The 21,730-nt window shown below is 33.9% G+C and carries 12 protein-coding genes; 8 read left to right on the forward strand and 4 right to left on the reverse strand.

The genetic code is table 11. From position 1 onward, the window contains the following. Positions 1–3,600: T9SS type A sorting domain-containing protein (locus C8D80_RS08760; protein WP_133609484.1), on the forward strand; the 3,600-nt coding region annotated here is incomplete at its 5' end. A 53-nt stretch (positions 3,601–3,653) separates the two neighbouring features. Here C8D80_RS08760 and C8D80_RS08765 read toward each other — a convergent pair. Together C8D80_RS08765 and gldJ are read right to left on the reverse strand one after the other, a co-directional pair. After that, positions 3,654–4,940: a UDP-N-acetylmuramoyl-tripeptide--D-alanyl-D-alanine ligase gene (locus C8D80_RS08765; protein WP_133609486.1), complete on the reverse strand. Its 1,287-nt coding sequence runs from the start codon at positions 4,938–4,940 to the stop codon at positions 3,654–3,656. Between the two features lie 80 nt (positions 4,941–5,020). Beyond that, positions 5,021–6,715 carry a gliding motility lipoprotein GldJ gene (gene gldJ, locus C8D80_RS08770; protein ID WP_133609488.1) on the reverse strand — a complete coding sequence of 565 codons (1,695 nt, stop codon included), beginning with the start codon at positions 6,713–6,715 and terminating at the stop codon, positions 5,021–5,023. Positions 6,716–6,926: 211 nt separating this feature from the next. Here gldJ and porU point away from each other — a divergent pair, with 211 nt between their 5' ends. The 6 genes from porU (at position 6,927) to C8D80_RS08800 (ending at position 16,385) form a co-directional block, all read left to right on the forward strand. After that, positions 6,927–10,799 (forward strand): type IX secretion system sortase PorU, encoded by a 3,873-nt coding sequence (gene porU, locus C8D80_RS08775; RefSeq protein WP_133609490.1) that lies wholly within the window; start codon positions 6,927–6,929, stop codon positions 10,797–10,799. Between the two features lie 39 nt (positions 10,800–10,838). After that, positions 10,839–12,050 (forward strand): type IX secretion system outer membrane channel protein PorV, encoded by a 1,212-nt coding sequence (porV, locus tag C8D80_RS08780; RefSeq protein ID WP_162845067.1) that lies wholly within the window; start codon positions 10,839–10,841, stop codon positions 12,048–12,050. Positions 12,051–12,115: 65 nt separating this feature from the next. Beyond that, on the forward strand, positions 12,116–12,595 hold the full coding sequence (gene cdd / locus C8D80_RS08785; RefSeq protein ID WP_133609494.1) for a cytidine deaminase: 480 nt from the start codon (positions 12,116–12,118) through the stop codon (positions 12,593–12,595). 161 nt (positions 12,596–12,756) lie between these two features. After that, positions 12,757–13,755, forward strand: coding sequence for a pyruvate dehydrogenase (acetyl-transferring) E1 component subunit alpha (pdhA, locus tag C8D80_RS08790; protein WP_133609496.1), 999 nt, complete (start codon positions 12,757–12,759; stop codon positions 13,753–13,755). Positions 13,756–13,760: 5 nt separating this feature from the next. Further along, complete coding sequence (locus tag C8D80_RS08795; RefSeq protein ID WP_133609498.1) at positions 13,761–15,353, forward strand: pyruvate dehydrogenase complex dihydrolipoamide acetyltransferase; 1,593 nt, start codon at positions 13,761–13,763, stop codon at positions 15,351–15,353. A gap of 72 nt (positions 15,354–15,425) precedes the next feature. Continuing rightward, a complete protein-coding gene (locus C8D80_RS08800) occupies positions 15,426–16,385 on the forward strand; it encodes a M20/M25/M40 family metallo-hydrolase (protein ID WP_133609500.1) in 960 nt (319 codons plus the stop codon). On the opposite strand, the gene C8D80_RS08805 is transcribed toward C8D80_RS08800, so the two are convergent. Both C8D80_RS08805 and C8D80_RS08810 read right to left on the reverse strand, forming a co-directional pair. Beyond that, positions 16,382–17,131: a LytR/AlgR family response regulator transcription factor gene (locus tag C8D80_RS08805; RefSeq protein WP_133609502.1), complete on the reverse strand. Its 750-nt coding sequence runs from the start codon at positions 17,129–17,131 to the stop codon at positions 16,382–16,384. The genes C8D80_RS08800 and C8D80_RS08805 overlap by 4 nt on opposite strands. Beyond that, a complete protein-coding gene (locus C8D80_RS08810; RefSeq protein WP_133609504.1) occupies positions 17,131–20,058 on the reverse strand; it encodes a sensor histidine kinase in 2,928 nt (975 codons plus the stop codon). The genes C8D80_RS08805 and C8D80_RS08810 overlap by 1 nt, the downstream gene beginning before the upstream one ends. Before the next feature lie 199 nt (positions 20,059–20,257). Between C8D80_RS08810 and C8D80_RS08815 the strand changes: the two genes are divergently transcribed. Next, positions 20,258–21,727, forward strand: coding sequence for a T9SS type A sorting domain-containing protein (locus tag C8D80_RS08815; RefSeq protein ID WP_133609506.1), 1,470 nt, complete (start codon positions 20,258–20,260; stop codon positions 21,725–21,727). The last annotated feature ends 3 nt before the right edge of the window (positions 21,728–21,730 follow it).

The raw sequence follows: 21,730 nt of genomic DNA on the forward strand, positions 1-21,730 counted from the left end.
AACGCTCTACCAACTGTTGTTGCCAATAACGCAGAAGTTTGTACTGGATTCACAGTACAACTAACAGCAAATCCAGCAGGCGGAACATGGAGTGGAGCTAATGTAAGTGCATCAGGATTGTTCGACGCTTCAGGCTTAGCTGCAGGACCATACAATGTAACGTACACGTATTCAGATGCAAATCAATGTACTAATAGTGATGGCGCAGTGGTAACCGTAAATGCTTTACCATCAGTTGTTGCTAATAATGCAGAAGTTTGTACCGGATTTACAGTTCAATTAACAGCAGAGCCAGTAGGTGGAACATGGAGTGGAGCTAATGTAAGTGCATCAGGATTGTTCGACGCTTCAGGCTTAGCTGCAGGACCATACAATGTAACGTACACGTATTCAGATGCAAATCAATGTACTAATAGTGATGGCGCAGTGGTAACCGTAAATGCTTTACCATCAGTTGTTGCTAATAATGCAGAAGTTTGTACTGGATTTACAGTTCAATTAACAGCCGAGCCAGCAGGCGGAACATGGAGTGGTGCTAATGTAAGCGCATCCGGATTGTTTGACGCTTCAGGTTTAGCTGCAGGACCATACAATGTAACGTACACGTATTCAGATGCAAATCAATGTACTAATAGTGATGGCGCAGTGGTAACCGTAAATGCTTTACCATCAGTTGTTGCTAATAATGCAGAAGTTTGTACTGGATTTACAGTTCAATTAACAGCAGAGCCAGCAGGTGGAACATGGAGTGGAGCTAATGTAAGCGCATCCGGATTGTTCGATGCATCAGGTTTAGCTGCAGGACCATACAATGTAACATACACCTATTCAGATGCAAATCAATGTACCAATAGCGATGGTGCCGTGGTAACCGTAAATGCTTTACCAACCGTTGTTGCCAATGACGCAGAAGTTTGTACCGGATTTACAGTTCAATTAACAGCAGAGCCAGTAGGTGGAACATGGAGTGGAGCTAATGTAAGTGCATCAGGATTGTTCGATGCTGCAGGTTTAGCTGCAGGACCATACAATGTAACGTACACGTATTCAGATGCAAATCAATGTACTAATAGTGATGGCGCAGTGGTAACCGTAAATGCTTTACCATCAGTTGTTGCTAATAATGCAGAAGTTTGTACTGGATTTACAGTTCAATTAACAGCCGAGCCAGCAGGCGGAACATGGAGTGGTGCTAATGTAAGCGTATCAGGATTGTTCGACGCTTCAGGTTTAGCTGCAGGACCATACAATGTAACGTACACCTATTCAGACGCAAATCAATGTACTAATAGCGATGGCGCAGTGGTAACCGTAAATGCTTTACCAACCGTTGTTGCTAATAATGCAGAAGTTTGTACCGGATTTACAGTTCAATTAACAGCAGAGCCAGCAGGTGGAACATGGAGCGGTGCTAATGTAAGCGCATCCGGATTGTTCGATGCTTCAGGTTTAGCTGCAGGACCATACAATGTAACGTACACGTATTCAGATGCAAATCAATGTACCAATAGCGATGGTGCCGTGGTAACCGTAAATGCTTTACCAACCGTTGTTGCTAATAATGCAGAGGTTTGTACTGGATTTACAGTTCAATTAACAGCAGAGCCAGCAGGTGGAACATGGAGCGGTGCTAATGTAAGCGCATCCGGATTGTTCGACGCTTCAGGCTTAGCTGCAGGACCATACAATGTAACGTACACCTATTCAGATGCAAATCAATGTACTAATAGCGATGGCGCAGTGGTAACCGTAAATGCTTTACCTAAAGTTGCTTGTCCAAGTCCTGCTTTATTTGATGTAGATTGTGGTGTTTCTGCTAGTGTTGCTCAAGCTGCTACAGATTCGAAATTCAATACTTGGTTTAATTCGTTCGCAGGATTAAATTCCGACCCTAATATTGAAGTGGTAGCGGTGCAATATGTATACAGTCCATCTAATGCTGATCCAGTAGGAGCTAGTAATGCGCCTTTAAATCCAATTATTGGAGTTCCAGGTAGTATAGAAACATCTGTAACAGTAACATGGACAATTCGTAATATAGAAACTGGATGTGAATCTTCTTGTTCTTCAACCTTTACTATGTCATTTAACTGTAGAATTGGATGTCAAACAACACCAACACCTGCTGCTTGTAACGGAGAATCAAGTGGATCAATTCAAGTTCAAGGTTCAAACGGAATCCCACCTTACAATTTCTATTTGTATAATTCAAACGATCTGAATAATGTAATTTATAGCGTAATGGGAGTTAATGATGAGCCTGGTGGAGCACTATTTTCAAATTTACCAGCAGGTGCTTATACCATATTGATTACAGATGCGGTTCAAACTTTAGAAGATGCAACAGCATGTGACGCTACAATAACTCAGCCAGATGCTTTATCCCTTTCTTTAGAGATGCAACCGGAAAATTGTGTTGGTACAGCAACAGGAAGTATTAGTGCTACCTTTTCAGGAGGAGTTTCTCCTTATATGGTAAGTATTGATAATGGTACGGCATCCGAACAGTTATCACCTTTTTCTTTTACAGGTCTAAATGCTGGAAATCATACCATTAAAATTGTAGATGCTAATGGTTGCGAGATATCTGAAGATATTGAAGTGGAACTAATACCATGTGACGATGATTATTGTACATACACTCAAGGATTCTATGGTAATTATGGAGGTCTTGGTTGTACTCAAGATTTAGGAGTTGTCAATTCTCAAATAATGATGCGAAAAGCATTAGAGTTAGTTGGAGGTAGTTTTGATTTTGGTAGTGTATCTACGGGAAATTATTTTACTCTTAAACTAAGTGACGTTATTGGAGCAGCAAATCCTAGAGATAACAATATTTATAAAATGTTGCCTGGAGGAGGTAGTCCAAGAAGATTAGTTGGTTTTGCTACATATGATGTGTATTCAACTTGGTCAGATAATGACCCACTTACAACTAAAGCTTCAAGAAGAGGAGCAATTAATAATAATTTATTGAGTCAAACCATGACACTTTTCTTTAATATTCAAGTAGATGGTGGTTTAGGTGATTTAGATTTAGAAGCTTCTTTTGCAACAGCTAAAACTATTGAATGTGGTTCGAATATTCCTAATATGGAAACAGTTCAAGTATTCAGTATTCCACAAAGTGTTATTAATTATTTGAATTCAAACGGAGGTGCCACAGTTGGAAATTTATTTATCTTAGCTAATAAAGCTTTAGGTGGAGAGAATATTGGTGGACTTTCTCATTCTAATATTAATGCGGCAGTAGATGCTATTAATAGAGGTTATGATGAATGTAGAGTTGGAGTTGCGATACCTGAGGTAATAGTAGAAGATGTTACTGTTTTTAGTGACTTAAATATTACAGCTTCTCCTAATCCTTTCAAAGAGTATATAACTTTAAGCTATCAATTTAATTACGATTCAGCTGTAGATATTCAGATTTATGACACTAAAGGCTCCTTGTTATATCAATTTAAAGACACCGATGCTTATTTTGGAAAAGAGATGAAAATTGATGTCAATTTCAATCATGCAGGTGGAGAATTGTATATTTTGAAATTAATGACAAACAAAGAAGTTGTTACTCATAAAATAGTTTCAGGAAATCAATAGTTTAATTTTTTAAAGGAAAAAGTGCTATCATTTTTTTGGTAGCACTTTTTGTTTTATATCAGTTCTAAAGTTTTTTCTAGAGCCATTCCTCTAGAGCCTTTGATTAAAATTAAACTTTCTTTTGGTTGGTTTTCTTTGAAAAATGTTGCGAAGTTTTCAAAATTCTCAAAGAAATTAATGTGTGAATTTTGAACCTGATTAGCATAAAAATATTTACCAATAAAGTAGGTAGTTATATTGCTTTCGGAAATTAATAATGCTATTATTTTTTCATGTTCAGAAAGACTTTCTTCACCTAATTCAAACATGTCGCCTAAAACTGCAATTTTATGATTGTGCTCTAATTGAATAAAATTTGTTATGGCTGCCGACATGCTACTCGGATTTGCGTTATAAGCATCTAATATTATTTCGTTACCGTTTTTTTGTAGCAATTGCGAGCGATTATTTTCAGGAATATAATTTTCAATTGCATCTTTAATTTGTTCATCTGAAACTTTAAAATAATTTCCTATAGTGATAGCGGCATTGATATTATTCGCATTGTAAATTCCAATAAGATGCGAATTAATTGTGTGGTTGTTGTAGGTTATTTTTACCATTGGATTAGCTTCAACCTTATCGATTTTTACATCAACTTTTGACTCGTTTAAACCGAAACTAAATTGTTTAATTCCTGTTGCTTTTTCCTTTTGAATGGCGTCATCTAAATTAATAAAAACAATTTTTTCATTGTTTCTTAAATAATCATACATTTCACTTTTTCCTTTGATTACGCCTTCAACTCCGCCAAATCCTTCTAGGTGAGCTTTCCCGAAATTAGTAATATAACCATAATCAGGTTGCGCAATTTCGCATAAGAATTCTATTTCTTTTTGATGATTTGCGCCCATTTCAACAATGCCAATTTCGGTTTCTTTTGTAAAACGCAATAGTGTAAGTGGAACTCCAATGTGATTATTCAAATTGCCAATAGTTGCCAGTGTATTGTATTTTTTTGAAAGCACAGCGTGTATTAATTCCTTGGTAGTGGTTTTTCCATTGCTTCCAGTTAAGGCTATAATTGGTAATCCTAAATAGGCTCTATGATATTTAGCTAACTCTTGTAAGGCAATAAGTGAATCTTCTACTAATAAAGTTCGCTCGTCAATTTTATAGTTGGGATTGTCAATTATTACAAATTTGGCTCCTTTTTCTAAAGCTTCTTTAGCAAAAGTGTTAGCGTCAAAGTTTTCGCCTTTAAGGGCAACGAATAAGCTATCTTTTTCTATTTTTCGAGTATCGGTAGAAACGCTAGAGCAATTTAAAAATAAGGAATGTAAAGTCGCTATTGTGGTCATGTGATTAGTTTTAAATCGAAACGAAGATAAAAAAAAGCCCTTTCAAACGAAAGGGCTTTTTTAAGTATTTTGTATGAAAATTATTTTTTTGGATTTCCTCTTGGAGTCTTTTTGTTTGACTTAGGACCTACTTTAGACATCGCACATCTGAATCCGATGTAATCAGTTGCCATATCTTGAGGGAAGAATCTTCTAGACGCTGGGTCTAACCAGTATGCTCTATCTCTCCATGAACCACCTTTGTAAACTCTAACGTTGTCATCTACTAAAGTAGTTCTCTTGTCAGATTTATCAAATTTCTTGTCCATTTTACCTAAACTATCAGCAGTGATAGAGTGTTTAGGAGCTTCGTACATTCTGTGTTTTTCTTCTCCTGCACCTTCTTCAGAGTCAGTAAATTTGTAGAAACGTGTAGATTGTCTATCACCATCTCTATAGTTTCTGTTGTCAGAAGTTGAGAATTGAGTTCTTAAGTATGTTTCGTTTTCATCAACAGGAACTTGAGCAATTTGACCAGGGAAATTTCTAGCCATAATTCTACCGTTACTTAAAGTATCATAAGTGATGTTGTCAGAAGTTACTAATTCAACAACTCCATCTTCACCAATTTTGTTTTTAGTATAAACGTTACCTCTAAAGTAGTTGAAGTCATTTGCTTCGTCATCTACCATAGGTCTGTAAACGTCTTGTACCCACTCAGCTACGTTTCCAGCCATATCATATAAACCAAAATCATTTGGAGCATATGCTTTAACTTTATTTGTAATGTCAGCTCCGTCATCAGACCAACCTGCAATTCCTCCGTAATCCCCTTTACCTTGTTTAAAGTTGGCTAATTGGTCACCTCTGTATTGTCTTTTAGACGAACGAGTGTATTGACCACTCCAAGGGTATTTCTTTTGTCCTTTGTAAATGTTGTATTCTCTGTTTCCAACTAAAGCTACTGCAGCATATTCCCACTCAGCTTCTGTTGGTAATCTATATTCTGGTAAAATTAACCCAGAACTTCTTTGAGCGTATACGTTTTTAGCAGTATCTGCAGCTGGTCTTCTACCACCACCCATTTCTTTTTTCAATACCACTTCTTCGTTACCACCAAATGCTTTTGAAGGCGTATTGATATAAGTTTCAGTACTGAATGAGTTTTCAGCAGTTACGTCAGAACCTAATTTGATTTTGTTATCTTTCTTAAGGTAACCTTCACGCTCTAAAATGTTTTCATTTACACGGTCAGTTCTCCACTTGCTAAATTCCGTTGCTTGAATCCAGTTAACACCAACTACTGGGTAGTCAGCATAAGCAGGGTGTCTTAAGTAGTTGTTTGTCATCGTTTCGTTGTAACCTAAACGATTTCTCCACACTAAAGTATCTGGAATTGCTCCATTGTAAATGTGTTTGTAGTTTTCTTCAGTTGGAGGAAATACAGTTTTTACCCAAAACAAGTATTCAGAATACATTTTGTTGGTTACTTCTGTTTCATCCATAAAGAAAGATTGTACGTGTTGTTGATTTGGAGAGTTGTTCCAATCATGCATAACATCGTCTTGTACTTTTCCCATTGTAAAAGTACCTCCTTCAATAGAAATCATCCCTGGAGGCGTTTCTTGTTGTTTAAACTTGTCGTTAAACTGGAATCCACCTTTTTTATCATTGATTTTCCATCCTGTAGCTGTAGAACCACCTTTTGTGCTTCCTTTTTTGCTACAACCTGTAAAGCCTAATGCCAGTGCTAATACTACTAACACTTTTAAAGCCATAATTTTCTTAATTTTCATACTTTAGTAGGTAATAAATTTCGTGTCGCAAGATAATAATAATGAATTAAAATGCAACATGTTTTTAAATTTTTGTAAAAAAAAATTAATGTTGTGTTAAAATCCTTTCTCTTACAACGATTTATATTAAGTTTTATTGTAAAAAATTAGATTAAAATAAATATTTTTTTTCTCTTTGTAATATATAGGTGTTTAACACGTTTTATAGCTAATGAAAAAGACTATCTTATTTGTACTGTTATTTTCTGTTGTGTTTGTTTTTGGGCAACAAACAGATAATATTTCTATTAATTGGAATTCTAATGTGGATTACAGTTTGGGGGAAACTTCAATTAAAGTGCCTCAGTTTGATACAGAATTTTACAATATTGATATTCCGTCAAGAAAAATTCAATATAGGAAATTAGTGCCAGTTACCGCATCAACTAATGTGTCAAGTTTGGTTATATCAAATGTAAAATATCAAACTATAAACGAATCGGAACTTTATGATTTGAATAAATCATTACTACCTAATAAGATTCAAACTTCATTGGAAGTTGTTCGTGCTCGAGATGATTATAAAGGTATTTTAATTTTTAGTCCCATTATAAAAGAAGGTGGCGTTTTTAAAAAAGTTATTTCGTTAACGTATTCTTTTCAAAACAATCTGTCAAATAGAAGTCAAAATCAGAATGTTATTCAGGCGGTTTCAAATTCGGTTTTAGCAACTGGAAATTGGCACCGTTTTTACGTTGAAAAATCAGGTGTTTATAGAATTTCTAAAACTTTTCTTCAGAGTTTGGGTTTTAATGTTAATGTAGATCCTAGAAATATAAAGATTTATGGAAATGGTGGACGCATGTTGCCGTTAAACAATTCAATCCCTTATCCGGTTGATTTAGAACAGAATGCGATTCAATTTATTGGTGAAGATGATGGCGTTTTTGATAATAGCGATTATATTTTATTTTATGCAGAAGGAGTTGATACTTGGAGTGCCGAAAGTTTAACCAGTGTGAACTTGTTTGCAGATAAATCATATTATTACATAACTTCATTAGGTTCAGCTGGAAAAAGAATAGAACAAGCATTGCAGCCAATAAATCCTCCAACTTTAACTTTTAATCAGTTTGATGATGTAATTTACTACGAGAAAGATTTAGTTAATGCTGGAAAAGTTGGTAGAAGATGGTTTGGTGAACAATTTAATGTAGATGAATTTCAAACATTTGATTTTTCAATTCCTAATTTAGATACTTCAGTTCCTGTTCAAATAAAAGTAAATACGGCTTCTAAGTCATTTGGTAACTCTTCTTTTAATGTAAAAGCCAATTCTGTTGATTTGGGAACTTTGAATTTTCCGCAGTTAACTTCAGGTAGTGGAGTTGAAGGTTATGAATCTGCTTTAAATGCCGTTTTTAATGCCACTTCTTCAAATATTTCAATTGCAATAACATATAATAACGGAGGTGTTCCGAGTTCAAATGGTTTTTTAGATTTTATACGATTAAAAGTAAAGCGGAATTTAACAGGTTTCTCTAAACAATTCCTATTTTTTAATGATCAAGAGCAAGCTAATATTGGTGTTGGAGAATACAGAATTGCAAATGCATCAGGAATTTCTCAAGTTTGGGATGTTACCGATTTATATAATGTTACGGCTTACGAAAATACCACTGGAGCCAATTTTAATTTTAAAGTAAATTTAGGTACGGCTAGAAAATACGTGGCAGTTGATATGTCTGACACCTTTACCCCATTGCGTGAATCAAATTCTGTTGTGGTGAATCAGAATTTAAAAGGCACAATTTTTAAAGATGCTCAAGGAAATTTTCAAGACATCGATTATTTGATTATAACACCAGAGTTTTTAACAACGCAAGCAGAACGTTTAGCTGATTTTCATAGAAATAATTCTGGTTTAGTGGTGCGTGTGGTTACTTTAGAAAAAATTTATCAAGAATTTGCTTCTGGAAAACAAGATATTGCAGCAATTAGAAATTTAATTAAGTATGTGTATTGGAATGCTTCCGCTCCAAATAAAAGAGTTAAGTATGTAAATCTTTTTGGAGATGCATCTTATGATTACAAAGACCGATTATTCAGTAATACCAATATTGTTCCTGTTTTTCATGGATTCAATCCTTTTGCTTCAGAAACAAATAACATTTCTAATTTCTCATTATTCTCGTCCTTCATGTCTGATGATTTTTATGGTTTGATGGATGATACCGAAGGTCAAATGTTAGGTGGTTTTGACGGAATTGATATTGCAGTTGGAAGAATGTTAGTTTCTTCTACTGGCCAAGCCAAAGAAATGGTTGATAAGGTAATTGAATATCATGATGAGAAGTCGTACGGAAGATGGCGTAATAATTATGTTATCTATTCCGATGACGCTGATAATACAACAGACGCAACGCTCCAGTTTGGACTAGATAATTTAGCGAATACTTTAACTACACAAAAGCCATTTGTAAATGTAAAAAAAATACATACAGATGCTTATTTACAACAAGTAGCTGCAGGTGGAGAGCGCTATCCTGAAGCAAAAAAAGATTTTTTAGATGCATTGGAACTTGGAGCTTTAGTTTTTAATTATTTCGGTCACGGAAATGAAGAATCACTTGCAAGGGAAAGATTATTTGAAAAATTAGATGCTCAAAATTTAACCAATCGTTACAGATATCCGCTTTTTATAACAATAACTTGTGAGTTTACACGTTTTGATGATCCGGGTCGTTTTACAGGAGGTGAGTACATGTATTGGAATAAAAGCGGTGGGGCAATTGGTTTGATTGCTACAACACGTCAAATTGGTGTTACAACAGGTTTTGTAATGAATAATTTATTGAATGAAGACTTGTATGCATTTGGGTCGAATGATTATCCTTCAATCGCAGAAGCACTGAGGTTAACAAAATTAGATACAGGTTCAGATAATAGGAGAGTTGTCTTTTACATTGGTGATCCAGCCATGAAATTAGCAATTGCGAGACCTAGAGTTGTACTTACAAAAGTAAATGATATCCCAGTAAATCAACCATTGCCTGTTCTTCAAGCTTTGAGTTTAACAAAGATATCTGGTGAGGTAAGAGATGAAAATGATGTTTTGTTATCAGGTTATAACGGTGATTTAGCAGTTCAAATTTTTGATAAAGATATTAATAGGGCTACTCTCGGAAATAATGGTGTTACCAATGGTAGCGGACTTATAGTGATGAATTTTACTACTTTAGGAGAAACTGTTTTTAGAGGAAATGCATCAGTAGTAAACGGACAATTTGAATTTAGTTTCGTGGTGCCGCAAGATATTAGAATTCCAGTTGGAAATGGTAAAATAAGCTTTTATGCAAAACGTGATATGCCTAGTTTGGATAACCAAACAGGTTATGATAGAACAATCCAAATAGGAGGTGTTAACGTAAATGCTGTAAGTGATACAAATCCGCCAACGGTTAGATTGCATATGAATGATGAAGGTTTTGTTTCGGGCGGAATTACAAATTGTTCACCCATTTTGCTGGCTTTTTTAGAAGATGAAAACGGAATCAATACGGCAAGTGGAATCGGGCATGATATTGTAGCAATTTTGGATGGCGATGAATCTAATCCGTATGTTTTGAATGAATATTATGAAACAAACAACGACGATTACACCAGTGGTTTTGTACGATTTCCTTTTAGGGATTTAACGCCAGGATTACATACAATTTTGTTTAAAGCTTGGGATGTTTACAATAATTTAATTACGGCAGAAATTCAATTTAATGCGATTTGTTCAGATGATGGACTTCGAGTAGAAAGAGTATTGAATTATCCCAATCCATTTGTAAGTTATACAGAGTTTTGGTTCAATCATAACATGCCTTTTGAACCACTTGATGTTCAAGTTCAGATTCTGACTGTTGCAGGAAAGTTGGTTAAAACAATAAATCAGCAAGTTACAACTGAAGGTTTTCTTTGTAGAGAAATTATCTGGGATGGTCGTGATGATTTTGGAGATAAGATTGGAAAAGGGGTCTATGTTTATAAATTAAAAGTACGATCTACAACTACTGGAAAGTCAGTTGAAAAATATGAGAAACTTGTAATACTATAATAAAATACTATATTTGTCAAATTAATTTCTATGAATACAATGAAAAAAATTGCTGTAATATTTACCTTATTAGTTGTAGGTCAATATGTTAAAGCGCAAGAAGATAATAGCCGAGTAATAACCACAGGTGTTCCTTTCTTATTAATTGCTGCTGATGCGCGTTCTGCGGGTATGGCTGACATGGGAGTAGCAACTTCTGCAGATGCTTTCTCGCAACAATTCAATCCTGCTAAATATGCTTTTTCTCTTCAAAAACAAGGCTTTTCTGTAAGTTATACGCCTTATTTGTCTAGTATTGCAAACGATATTTCTTTGGGACAATTGACATACTACAATAGAATAAATGAGCGTAGTGCATTTGCTGGGTCTTTACGTTTTTTTGGTTTGGGTGATATCGAATTGAGAGAAACTCCAGATCCAAACGAGCCGGTAAGAACAGTTAATCCAAATGAACTAGCTCTAGATGGTTCTTATTCTCTTAAATTGAGTGACCGTTTTTCTATGGCTGTTGGTGGGCGATTTATTCGTTCGGCTTTAAGAATTGGTGATGCAAATAATGATGCTACAGCAGCAACAACATTTGCAGTTGATATTGCAGGTTATTATCAATCAGAAGAAATGGCTTATGATGATTTTAATGGTAGATGGAGAGCTGGATTTAACTTTCAGAATTTAGGTCCTAAAATTAGTTATGATAATGATGATTTAAATGATAACTTTTTACCAGCCAATATGCGTTTAGGTGGAGGTTTTGATTTTATTTTTGATGAGTATAGTAAAATTGGTGTTACGGCTGAAGTTACAAAACTTTTAGTTCCAACACCACCAGCAAAAGTTGCTGCAGTAGATGCTGATGATAGTGGTTCAATTGAGCCTGCAGAGCAAGATTTGGCTGATGATGCATACACACAAGCATTGTCAGATTACAGAAAAACAAGTTGGACAAGCGGAATTTTCAATTCGTTTAATGATGCTCCTGATGGTATTTCAGAAGAATTAAAAGAGTTTACTTGGGCTTTAGGTGCAGAGTATTGGTATCAAGACTCATTCGCACTACGCTTAGGTTACTTTAATGAAAATGAATTAAAAGGGGCAAGAAAGTTTTTTACTTTAGGAGCCGGTTTTAAGTATAATGTAGTGAAAATTGATGTGTCGTATTTGTTCTCAGCATCTAAAGTGAGAAATCCATTAGAAAATACATTGAGATTCTCTCTAACATTTAACTTTGGCGATAATTACGATGAACTTTAAACAAAAAATAAATTAATAAACAATCCAAATTCTTATTTTAGAATTTGGATTTTTTTTCCTTACATATGAAGCAAATTTCAATAAACACGACCATTTCGGTACTTTCAAAAGAAGAATTATCTCAAGAGGAGACAACGTTAATGATGCAAGCGGTAGAAGCTAGAAGTAAAGCTTACGCACCTTATTCAAAGTTTACGGTGGGTGCAGCTATTCTTTTGGATAACGGAATTGTAGTTCAAGGTTCAAATCAAGAAAATGCAGCTTACCCTTCAGGCTTGTGTGCTGAGCGTGTAGCAATTTTTTATGCAGGGGCAACCTATCCAGATGCAAAAATTGTAAAAATGTTTATTACGGCATCTCCACAAGATAGAGATTTAGAAGAGCCAATTCCACCATGCGGAAGTTGTAGGCAAGCAATCGCAGAATACGAATTCAAACAAGATATTCCAATTGCTATTTTCTTTATGGGAGCAAAAGGCGATATTTATAAGTCAGATTCATTAAAAAATCTACTGCCTTTGGTTTTTGATAAAAATCATCTATAGCGATTTCGTAACTTTTTTTATCGATTTTGTTATAAAAAATACAAAAATCGTAGAATTTAATTTTTTCAATCAGGTTCTATGTAGTATTTTTGCTGTTCGTAAAATTGTGATTGACAAATAATGCCTTTCACAATTCAATTGTATTAAAAAAACAAACTAAAATGAAACCAATTACAAGAGAAGTTTACCTAAAGTGGTATGAAGACATGCTATTTTGGAGAAAGTTTGAAGATAAACTTGCAGCTGTTTATATCCAACAAAAAGTTAGAGGATTTTTGCACCTATACAATGGTCAAGAAGCAGTTTTAGCTGGAGCTTTGCACGCAATGGACTTGTCTAAAGATAAAATGATTACCGCTTACCGTAACCACGTTCAGCCAATTGGAATGGGTGTAGACCCAAGAAAAGTTATGGCAGAATTATACGGAAAAGCTACAGGTACTTCAAAAGGTATGGGTGGATCTATGCATATTTTCTCTAAAGAACATGGCTTTTATGGAGGTCACGGAATTGTAGGTGCACAAATTCCAGTAGGAGCAGGTATTGCTTTTGCAGATAAATATTTCAATACTGGCGGAGTTACCTTAACTTATTTTGGTGATGGTGCTGCGCGTCAAGGTTCATTACATGAGGCTTTCAATATGGCAATGTTATGGAAATTACCAGTAGTATTCATCGTTGAAAATAACGGTTATGCTATGGGAACATCTGTAGAAAGAACTGCAAATCATACTGATATTTGGAAACTAGGTTTAGGATATGAAATGCCTTGCGGACCAGTTGATGGAATGAATCCAGTGAAAGTAGCTGAAGCTATGCACGAAGCAATGGAAAGAGCACGTCGTGGAGACGGGCCAACTTTCTTAGAAATGAAAACTTACCGTTACAGAGGACACTCAATGTCCGATGCACAATTATACAGAACAAAAGAGGAAGTGGAAGAATACAAAAAAATCGACCCAATTACTCAAGTTCTTGATATTATCAAAGAAAATAATTACGCTACAGAAGCTGAAATCGAAACAATCGATCAAAGAGTAGCTGATTTAGTAGCTGAATGTGAAAAATTCGCAGAGGATTCTCCGTTCCCAGAAGTAAATCAGTTATATGATGTAGTGTACGAACAAGAAAATTATCCTTTCATCCCACATAAATTATAAGAACTATGGCACAAATTATAACAATGCCCCGTTTGAGTGATACGATGACTGAAGGAGTTGTAGCAACTTGGCTAAAAAAAGTGGGTGATACAATCAAAACTGGCGATATTTTAGCCGAAATTGAAACGGATAAAGCTACAATGGAGTTTGAATCATTTCATGATGGGGTTTTATTACACATTGGAATTCAAGAAGGACAATCGGCTCCAGTTGATTCTTTATTAGCTATTATTGGAAAAGAAGGCGAAGATATTTCGGCTTTATTAAGTGGAGGAAATGCTACTGAAACTAAAGAAGAAAAAGTAGTTGAAGATGAAAAACCAACTTCTGCTGCAGTTGAAATTCCAGCTGGTGTAAAAGTAGTAACCATGCCTCGTTTGTCTGATACCATGACAACAGGAACAGTTGCGACTTGGTTAAAAAAAGTAGGAGATACTGTAAAAGAAGGTGACATTTTAGCTGAAATCGAAACGGATAAAGCTACTATGGAATTCGAATCTTTTAATGCAGGAACTTTATTATATATCGGAGTACAAGAAGGTGATTCTGCTCCAGTTGATACCATCTTAGCAATTTTAGGACCAGCAGGAACTGACGTTTCAGGAATTGCGGCTAATTATAAAGTTGGTGCTGTTGTTGAAGCTCCAAAAGCAGAAGAAGTAAAAGAAGTTGCTCAAGCAGTTGTAATAACCGAACAAGCTACTTCAGGTAGAGTTTTTGCTTCTCCATTAGCTAAAAAAATTGCTCAAGATAAAGGAATCAACTTGTCTCAAGTAAAAGGTTCAGGTGAAAATGGAAGAATTGTAAAATCGGATGTTGAGAATTTCTCTCCATCTACCGTTGCAACTCCAACTCAAGCCGTTGCAGAAGCTACAAGTGCAGTTGCAGCTGTGAAACCATTTGTTCCAGCAGGAGAAGTATTCCAAGAAGAAATCAAAAATTCGCAAATGCGTAAAACCATTGCGAGAAGATTATCAGAATCTAAATTTACGGCACCGCATTATTATTTAACTATCGAGTTGGATATGGATAATGCTATTGCTTCAAGAAATATGATTAACGGATTGCCAGAAACGAAAGTTTCCTTCAATGATATGGTAATCAAAGCAAGTGCGATGGCATTGAAAAAACATCCACAAGTAAATTCACAATGGAGAGAAGATGCAATGGTAATCAATCACCACGTGAATATTGGTGTAGCAGTAGCAGTTGAAGACGGATTAATGGTACCAGTATTGAAATTTACAGATCAAATGAGTTTAACTCAAATTGGTGCTAACGTCAAAGATTTAGCTGGAAAAGCAAAATCTAAAAAAATTCAACCTGCTGAAATGGAAGGAAGTACGTTCACTATTTCTAATTTAGGAATGTTCGGAATTCAATCGTTTACTTCTATTATCAACCAACCAAATTCTGCTATTTTATCTGTTGGTGCTATTATTGAAAAACCAGTAGTTAAAAACGGACAAATCGTAGTTGGAAACACAATGACAGTTACTTTAGCTTGCGACCACAGAACAGTGGACGGAGCAACAGGAGCTCAATTCTTACAAACGTTCAAAGCGTTTATGGAAAATCCAGTAACGATGTTAGCATAATAAGTGTTAAATTTATCATACAAAATCCCGATTTATTCGGGATTTTTTTATTTTTACTTAAAACTACATGCTATGAAAAAATTCTTGTTACTAATTTCTTTTATTGGATTGTCATTGAATGCACAAACCAATGTTACTTCGAAAAATATTTCAAAAGTAAACTATCAGGTTGCTGAAGAAAATGTAATTAAAACCTTGTCTTATTTAACTTCGGATGAATTAGAAGGAAGAGATTCTGGTAGCGAAGGAATTGAGAAAGCTGCGGTTTATTTAGAAAATCTATTAAAAGAAAATGGAGTAAAGCCTTATTTTAAAACGTATCGCGATACCTTATCGAATTTTGACAAACCTGCTTTTAATATTGTAGGTTATATAGAAGGAACAGATAAAAAATTGAAAAATGAATTTGTAATTATCGGTGCACATTATGATCATATCGGAATGTTGCAAAATGGTGTTAATGGTGATGTAATTGTAAATGGCGCAAACGACAACGCAACTGGAACCACAGCGGTAACAGAAGTTGCAAAGTATTTCGCCAAGTTTAAAAACAATAAACGAAGTATTCTTTTTGTATTCTTTTCTGCAGAGGAAAAAGGCCTTTTAGGTTCGAAACATTTAGCAGCCAAATTGAAAGAACAAAAAATGGATTTGTATTTCATGTTCAATTTTGAAATGATTGGTGTGCCAATGAAAGTCAAAGGAATGGATTTCTATTTAACAGGTTTTGGAAAATCGAATATGGCAACCAAAATGAACGAATATGCTGGAGAAAAATTAGTTGGATATTTACCAATAGAAACAAAATATATGTTATTCAGAGCTTCAGATAATTATCCATTTTTCACCGAGTTTAATGTGCCGGCGCAAACCGTTTCTACATTTGATTTTGAAAATTTCGAATTCTATCACCAACCTGATGATGAGTTTGAATTGATGGATACGAAACACATGACTAATGTAATTTCAAAAACAATTCCGGTTTTAGAACAAATGATTAATGCGTCTAAAAAAGAAATTAAATTGAATTAAATTCCGTTCATTCGATTCAAAATTTCTAATAAACTCGCTTTCTTTCTTTTGGAAACGGGTAACGAACTTTTGTCGCTCATTACCACATAACCGCCATCTTTAAAAATAAAACTAGTAAGATGGTTGAGGTTGATTATGTGTGAATGATGAATTCGCTCAAATCCATTATTGCAAAGTAAATCTTCAAATTCTTTCAACGGCTTTGAAATGAGTAATTTCTTTCCATCGATGAAGTGAATGTGTGTGTAATTTCCTTCTGAAGTACATTTTAAAATTGATTTAATTTCATGAATAAAAATACCTTGAGAAGTTTGCAAAGCAATACGCTTATTTTGATTTTGAAGCGATTGATTTTTAATAAAATTCTCAATTTGAACCTGAACTTCGGAGGAGTTTATGGTTTTTGCTTTGGCAACAGCCGCTTTTAATTCGTCACCATTAATTGGTTTTAATAAATAATCTAAAGCACTAAATTTAATTGCATTAATCGCATATTGACTATAAGCTGTAGTGAAAATTACATGAAATTCTCCTTTTTGAAACGCTTCTAAAATTTCAAAACCAAGTCCGTCTGTTAATTGAATGTCTAAGAAAACCAATTCAGGTTTGTTATCTTTTATTAACTGAATGGCTTCATCAACACTTCCAGAAGTTCCAATGACTTTTAATTCTGGACAGTAGCGATTTATATCGGCCATTAAGGCTGAAATTGCTTGTATTTCGTCTTCAATTATAATTGTTTTCATTACCAAATGGTTTTATATGGAATTTGTATAATTACCTTCGTTCCTGATGAATTTCCTAAACTATCTGTTATTTCATTTATTTCAAAAATCACTTCAGTTGCTTCTTCATTTTCTATTAAGGCTAGTCTTTCTTTTGTTATTGAAATCGCTTTTGATTCGTGTTGACGTTGCTTTTGTTTTTCTAATGATGCTTTAATTCCAATTCCGTTATCAATAACTTGACATAAAAGTGATTTTTCATTTTTGGTAAACGAAATGGTAAGTTGACCATGATCTTTTTTTGGAGCTAAGCCATGAATGATTGCATTTTCAACAATTGGTTGTAATAGTAAGGTTGGAATTGCAGTGTCTTCTAAATTGATTTTCGGGTCAATTGAAATGTCATAATCAAAAACATTTTTATAGCGAATTTGAGTCAATTCAATATACAATTTCAGCATTTTTACTTCGGTTCCTAATGGAATTGTTTGTTCGGTGTTTTCTAATAACATACGAAGCAACATCGAAAATTTCGAAATATAATCTCCCGCTTTTTCATCATTTCCTTCCGAATAATAGCCTTTAATCGTATTCAAAGCATTAAAAATAAAATGCGGATTCATTTGCATTCGTAACGCTTTTTGTTCCAATTCAATCATTTGTTTTTCCAAATTGGCTTTGTCGCGTTCCATTTCAATTTGATGGCGCTCTGTTTCAAATTTTTGATTTAAACTATGAATCCTTTTTTTCCAAATAATAAAAAATGCCAATCCAAAAACACCAAATAGAACTGCTAAAAACCAATAGGTTTTCCAAAAAGGCTTTCGGATAGTGAAAGCTATTTTTTCAATTTTACTTTTTACTCCAGAAGCATTGGTAGCATAAATTTGAAATTCGTAATCACCGGGTTCTAATCCTTGATAATTAATTTGACGTGTTTTTGTGGTACTCCATTTTTCGTTTTGTTTGCCTAATTTAAAAAAGTAGGTAATGTTTTTTTGCGAGTTAAATGAAAGTCCAGTGTAATTAATACTAATATCGTTTTCAGAATATCGGAATGATAATTCGGGTTTCACGGTTATGTTTTTGCCATTTACTAAAAATTCTTCGATTTTTAGATTTGGAATTATTGTACTCGATTGTAAGGAATTGATATCGAGATATAACAAACCATCATCTGAAGCCAAGAATAAATTGGATTCAATAATTTCGGTATCGTTAACTTTTAGATTTTCTATACCAATGAATTTATTTAAGTTTTCAAAAGTGAATTTTCCATTAGAAAAAGTAATTTGATTCACGCCTAAATTAGTGCTAATAAGTAACGAATTTGGAAGAAATCCTTTTTTAATGGAATATAAAATATTGCTATTTAAACCATCTTTTTTTGTAAAATGTTGGATAAGTTTATCATTTTGAAAAACAAATAAACCGTTCGAATTTGTAGCTACAAAAAGTAAATTCGTCTCTTTCTCAAAATATAATTTCGAAATTATGGTTTGGGTTTTTGGATAGTTTTTGGATAAATAAATTGTCTTATTGTTTTCTATTTTATAAATACCATTGTTTGTTCCTGCCCAAATGGTTTTATCATTTCTAATTAATGAATTAGTTCTTTCCTTTAAAACAACTCTTTTGTCAAACGAATAAAGATCATAATTAGAAAGTCTATCAATTTCTTTTTTTGGAATTTTTAATAGATAATTGGCACCAATCCATAAATCACCAAATTCATCTTCAACTATTGTTTTTGCTCCAATAAATGGAATGTTATTATTTTTTTTACCTTGAATTAAAATCGCGTGCTTTCCAATGATGTATTGATTTTCATTGGAAAAATAAATCTGAAAAATATAGTTTTTAGATTGAATACTTGATTTAGCATCAAAGCTTTTAAGCTCTTTTGACGTATCAACTTTATAGAACAAGTCATTAGCCGTTCCACACCATAAGTTTCCAAATTCATCTTTAGTTAAGCAAGTTGAAATTAACGATTCATTAGTGTTGGATTTTAATATTTTAGCTGTTGTATTTGGAATATAGTAAAGTCCATTATCAAGAGTTGTAATCCAAATTCTGTTTTCAAAATCTCGTTGAACACTTGAAATAGCGTTTTCTTTAAAGAAAATTTCAAAATTTGGTTTTAGGTTGTTTAAATCATTCACATAAACACCGTTTCGTGTGCCAACCCAAATTTTGTTATCCTTATCTATAGACAAACTAATTATGCCAGTTTCAGGAACAGGAACGTCAAATAATTTGGTACAAACATTGTTTTTGATGGTGTAAATCGCATTCAGATGTGAAAAATAAAGAACATTGTTTTTTATAAAAGAGCGAATGATTACCAAACCATTTAAGTTTTTTTGTGGTAAACTTTTTATTAAAATTAGATTGTCATTATAAATCCCTTTTGGATTAATGTAATAGTCTTTTTTGTTTTGGATATAGTGTAATATAATTTGTTTCCCTTCTAAAGTAGAACTTGAGTTATTTTTGAAGTTCAAAATTCGGACATTACCATTAGAATAAATTACAATGATTTCCCCTTTTGTGTTTTCAGAAATACGCGAAATGTAGCCGTTTTTTTGATTGGTTTTTAAGAGAGCAAAATTAGATTCGTTAAAGATTTTGTTGTCTAATAAAAATGAAATTTTTCCATTATAAGCAAGAAACCAAATGCGCCCTTTTGAATCCTGAAAGCAGCTAAAATTTTCATTATCAGCTAATCCATCTTCAGTACTTAATAAGGAAAACGAATAACCATCATATTTTAAAATTCCTAAATCACTAGCAAACCATTGGTAACCATTTTTGTCTTGTAGTGAATGATAAATGTTTAAAGAAGGCAAACCATCTTTTCTTCCAAAAGAAACGTGATAAGGTTCTTGAGAAAGAGCAATTTGCGTGATTAATAATAAGAAAATATAAAGTTGTTTAAGTTGCATTTTTGTTGCTTATGATAACAAATGTAAAATATTTAATTTACTTGAAATTGAAATCCCGTTACAATTACAACTTCTTGTTGACCACTTTTCATTTTTTAGAAATCATTTGATAAGTAATACTGACCACTTTTCATTTATAAAATTCCCACTTTAATATAATTTGTTGTTTTGTTTCATAATAATTCAAAATCAAATAATTATGAAAAGATTTTTACTTTATTCAATTTGTTTTTTATTGGCACAAAATTTTAGTGCACAAACTCAATTAGGTACGACAATGAATGGTGCTGTAACGGGAGATTTATTCGGAGCATTTGTTTCTATATCGTCAAATGGAAATAGATATGTTGTTGGAAGTTCTGATAATACCATTTCTTCTGCTTTTGGAGGATATGCTAGGGTTTATGATTATAATGGTTCAGCTTGGAATGTTTTAGGTGCCGATATTGCAGAAGAAGTGAATGGAGATAATGCGGGAGCTGTTGCTATTTCAGGAGATGGATCTCGAATTATTATTGGTGGTTATTTGAATGATGGTAACGGAACAGATTCTGGTCATGTAAGAGTCTATCAATGGAATGGTTCTGCTTGGACACAAGTGGGAGCAGATATAAATGGGGAAGCAGCCGGAGATAATTCGGGTGTATCTGTTTCTATTTCTTCAAATGGAAGTGTAATTGCTGTTGGGGCTCATAATAACGATGGTAACGGTGCAAATTCTGGACATGTTAGAGTGTACGCTTGGAATGGTTCAGCATGGGTACAAAGAGGAGTTGATTTAAATGGTGAAGCAGCATCTGATAATTTTGGTGTAGCCCTTTCTATGTCGCAAGATGGAACAAAATTAGCAGTTGGTGCAAGATATAATGATGCTGGAGGTTCAAATGCAGGACACGTGAGAGTGTTTAATTGGAATGGTTCATCTTGGGTACAAATGGGCGCAGATATTGATGGGTTTCAAGTAGATATGGCCTTTGGAAGTGCAGTAAGTATTTCAAATACAGGAACAAGAGTAGCAATTGGAACACCATTGTATAATGGAACAATAGGAGATCAAGGAATAGCAAGAGTTTACAATTATAATGGGTCCTCTTGGTCTCAAATAGGGCAAGATATTATTGGATGGAGCGGTACTTCTGGAACAAATTTAGGGAAGTCAATTTCGATTTCAGGTGATGGTAATGCAATTGTTGTGGGATCAAGTGGCTATTCTGGAGGAGGAAGTACATTTAGGGGGTTAGCCGAGTATTATAAATTAGTATCAAATGTTTGGACGCAACAAGGTGCTGATGTTTTAGGAAATACTAACGGGGATCGATTTGGATTTGGGGTTTCATTGTCTAATGATGGAAACAAAATTGCAGTAGGAGCACCTTATAATGCTTCAAGAGGATATGCAGAAGTTTTTGATTACACAGCCTTATTATCTTCAAACGATTTTCAATTAAATAATAAATTCTCAGTATATCCTAATCCAATAAATACTCAATTTCAATTGAATACCGATATTTCAATCGATAAGGTAGAAGTATTAAATCTTCAAGGACAAGTTATCAAAACATTTGAAAGTCAAGAATCTTATAATATTAATGAGCTATCTGCTGGAATTTATTTAGTAATGATTCATTCAGAAGAAGGAAAAGGAATTAAAAAAATAATCAAAAATTAGTGA

The sequence above is a fragment of the Flavobacterium cheniae genome (genome assembly GCF_004363695.1).
In the GTDB taxonomy this organism is placed as follows: domain Bacteria; phylum Bacteroidota; class Bacteroidia; order Flavobacteriales; family Flavobacteriaceae; genus Flavobacterium; species Flavobacterium cheniae.

Bases quoted from the DNA above. Each gene is read 5' to 3' on its own strand.
- C8D80_RS08810 (WP_133609504.1), bottom strand. From the start codon at position 20,058: ATGCAACTTAAACAACTTTATATTTTCTTATTATTAATCACGCAAATT.
- C8D80_RS08765 (WP_133609486.1), bottom strand. From the start codon at position 4,940: ATGACCACAATAGCGACTTTACATTCCTTATTTTTAAATTGCTCTAGC.
- C8D80_RS08805 (WP_133609502.1), bottom strand. From the start codon at position 17,131: ATGAAAACAATTATAATTGAAGACGAAATACAAGCAATTTCAGCCTTA.
- C8D80_RS08795 (WP_133609498.1), top strand. From the start codon at position 13,761: ATGGCACAAATTATAACAATGCCCCGTTTGAGTGATACGATGACTGAA.
- porV (WP_162845067.1), top strand. From the start codon at position 10,839: ATGAAAAAAATTGCTGTAATATTTACCTTATTAGTTGTAGGTCAATAT.
- C8D80_RS08800 (WP_133609500.1), top strand. From the start codon at position 15,426: ATGAAAAAATTCTTGTTACTAATTTCTTTTATTGGATTGTCATTGAAT.
- C8D80_RS08815 (WP_133609506.1), top strand. From the start codon at position 20,258: ATGAAAAGATTTTTACTTTATTCAATTTGTTTTTTATTGGCACAAAAT.
- gldJ (WP_133609488.1), bottom strand. From the start codon at position 6,715: ATGAAAATTAAGAAAATTATGGCTTTAAAAGTGTTAGTAGTATTAGCA.
- pdhA (WP_133609496.1), top strand. From the start codon at position 12,757: ATGAAACCAATTACAAGAGAAGTTTACCTAAAGTGGTATGAAGACATG.
- cdd (WP_133609494.1), top strand. From the start codon at position 12,116: ATGAAGCAAATTTCAATAAACACGACCATTTCGGTACTTTCAAAAGAA.
- porU (WP_133609490.1), top strand. From the start codon at position 6,927: ATGAAAAAGACTATCTTATTTGTACTGTTATTTTCTGTTGTGTTTGTT.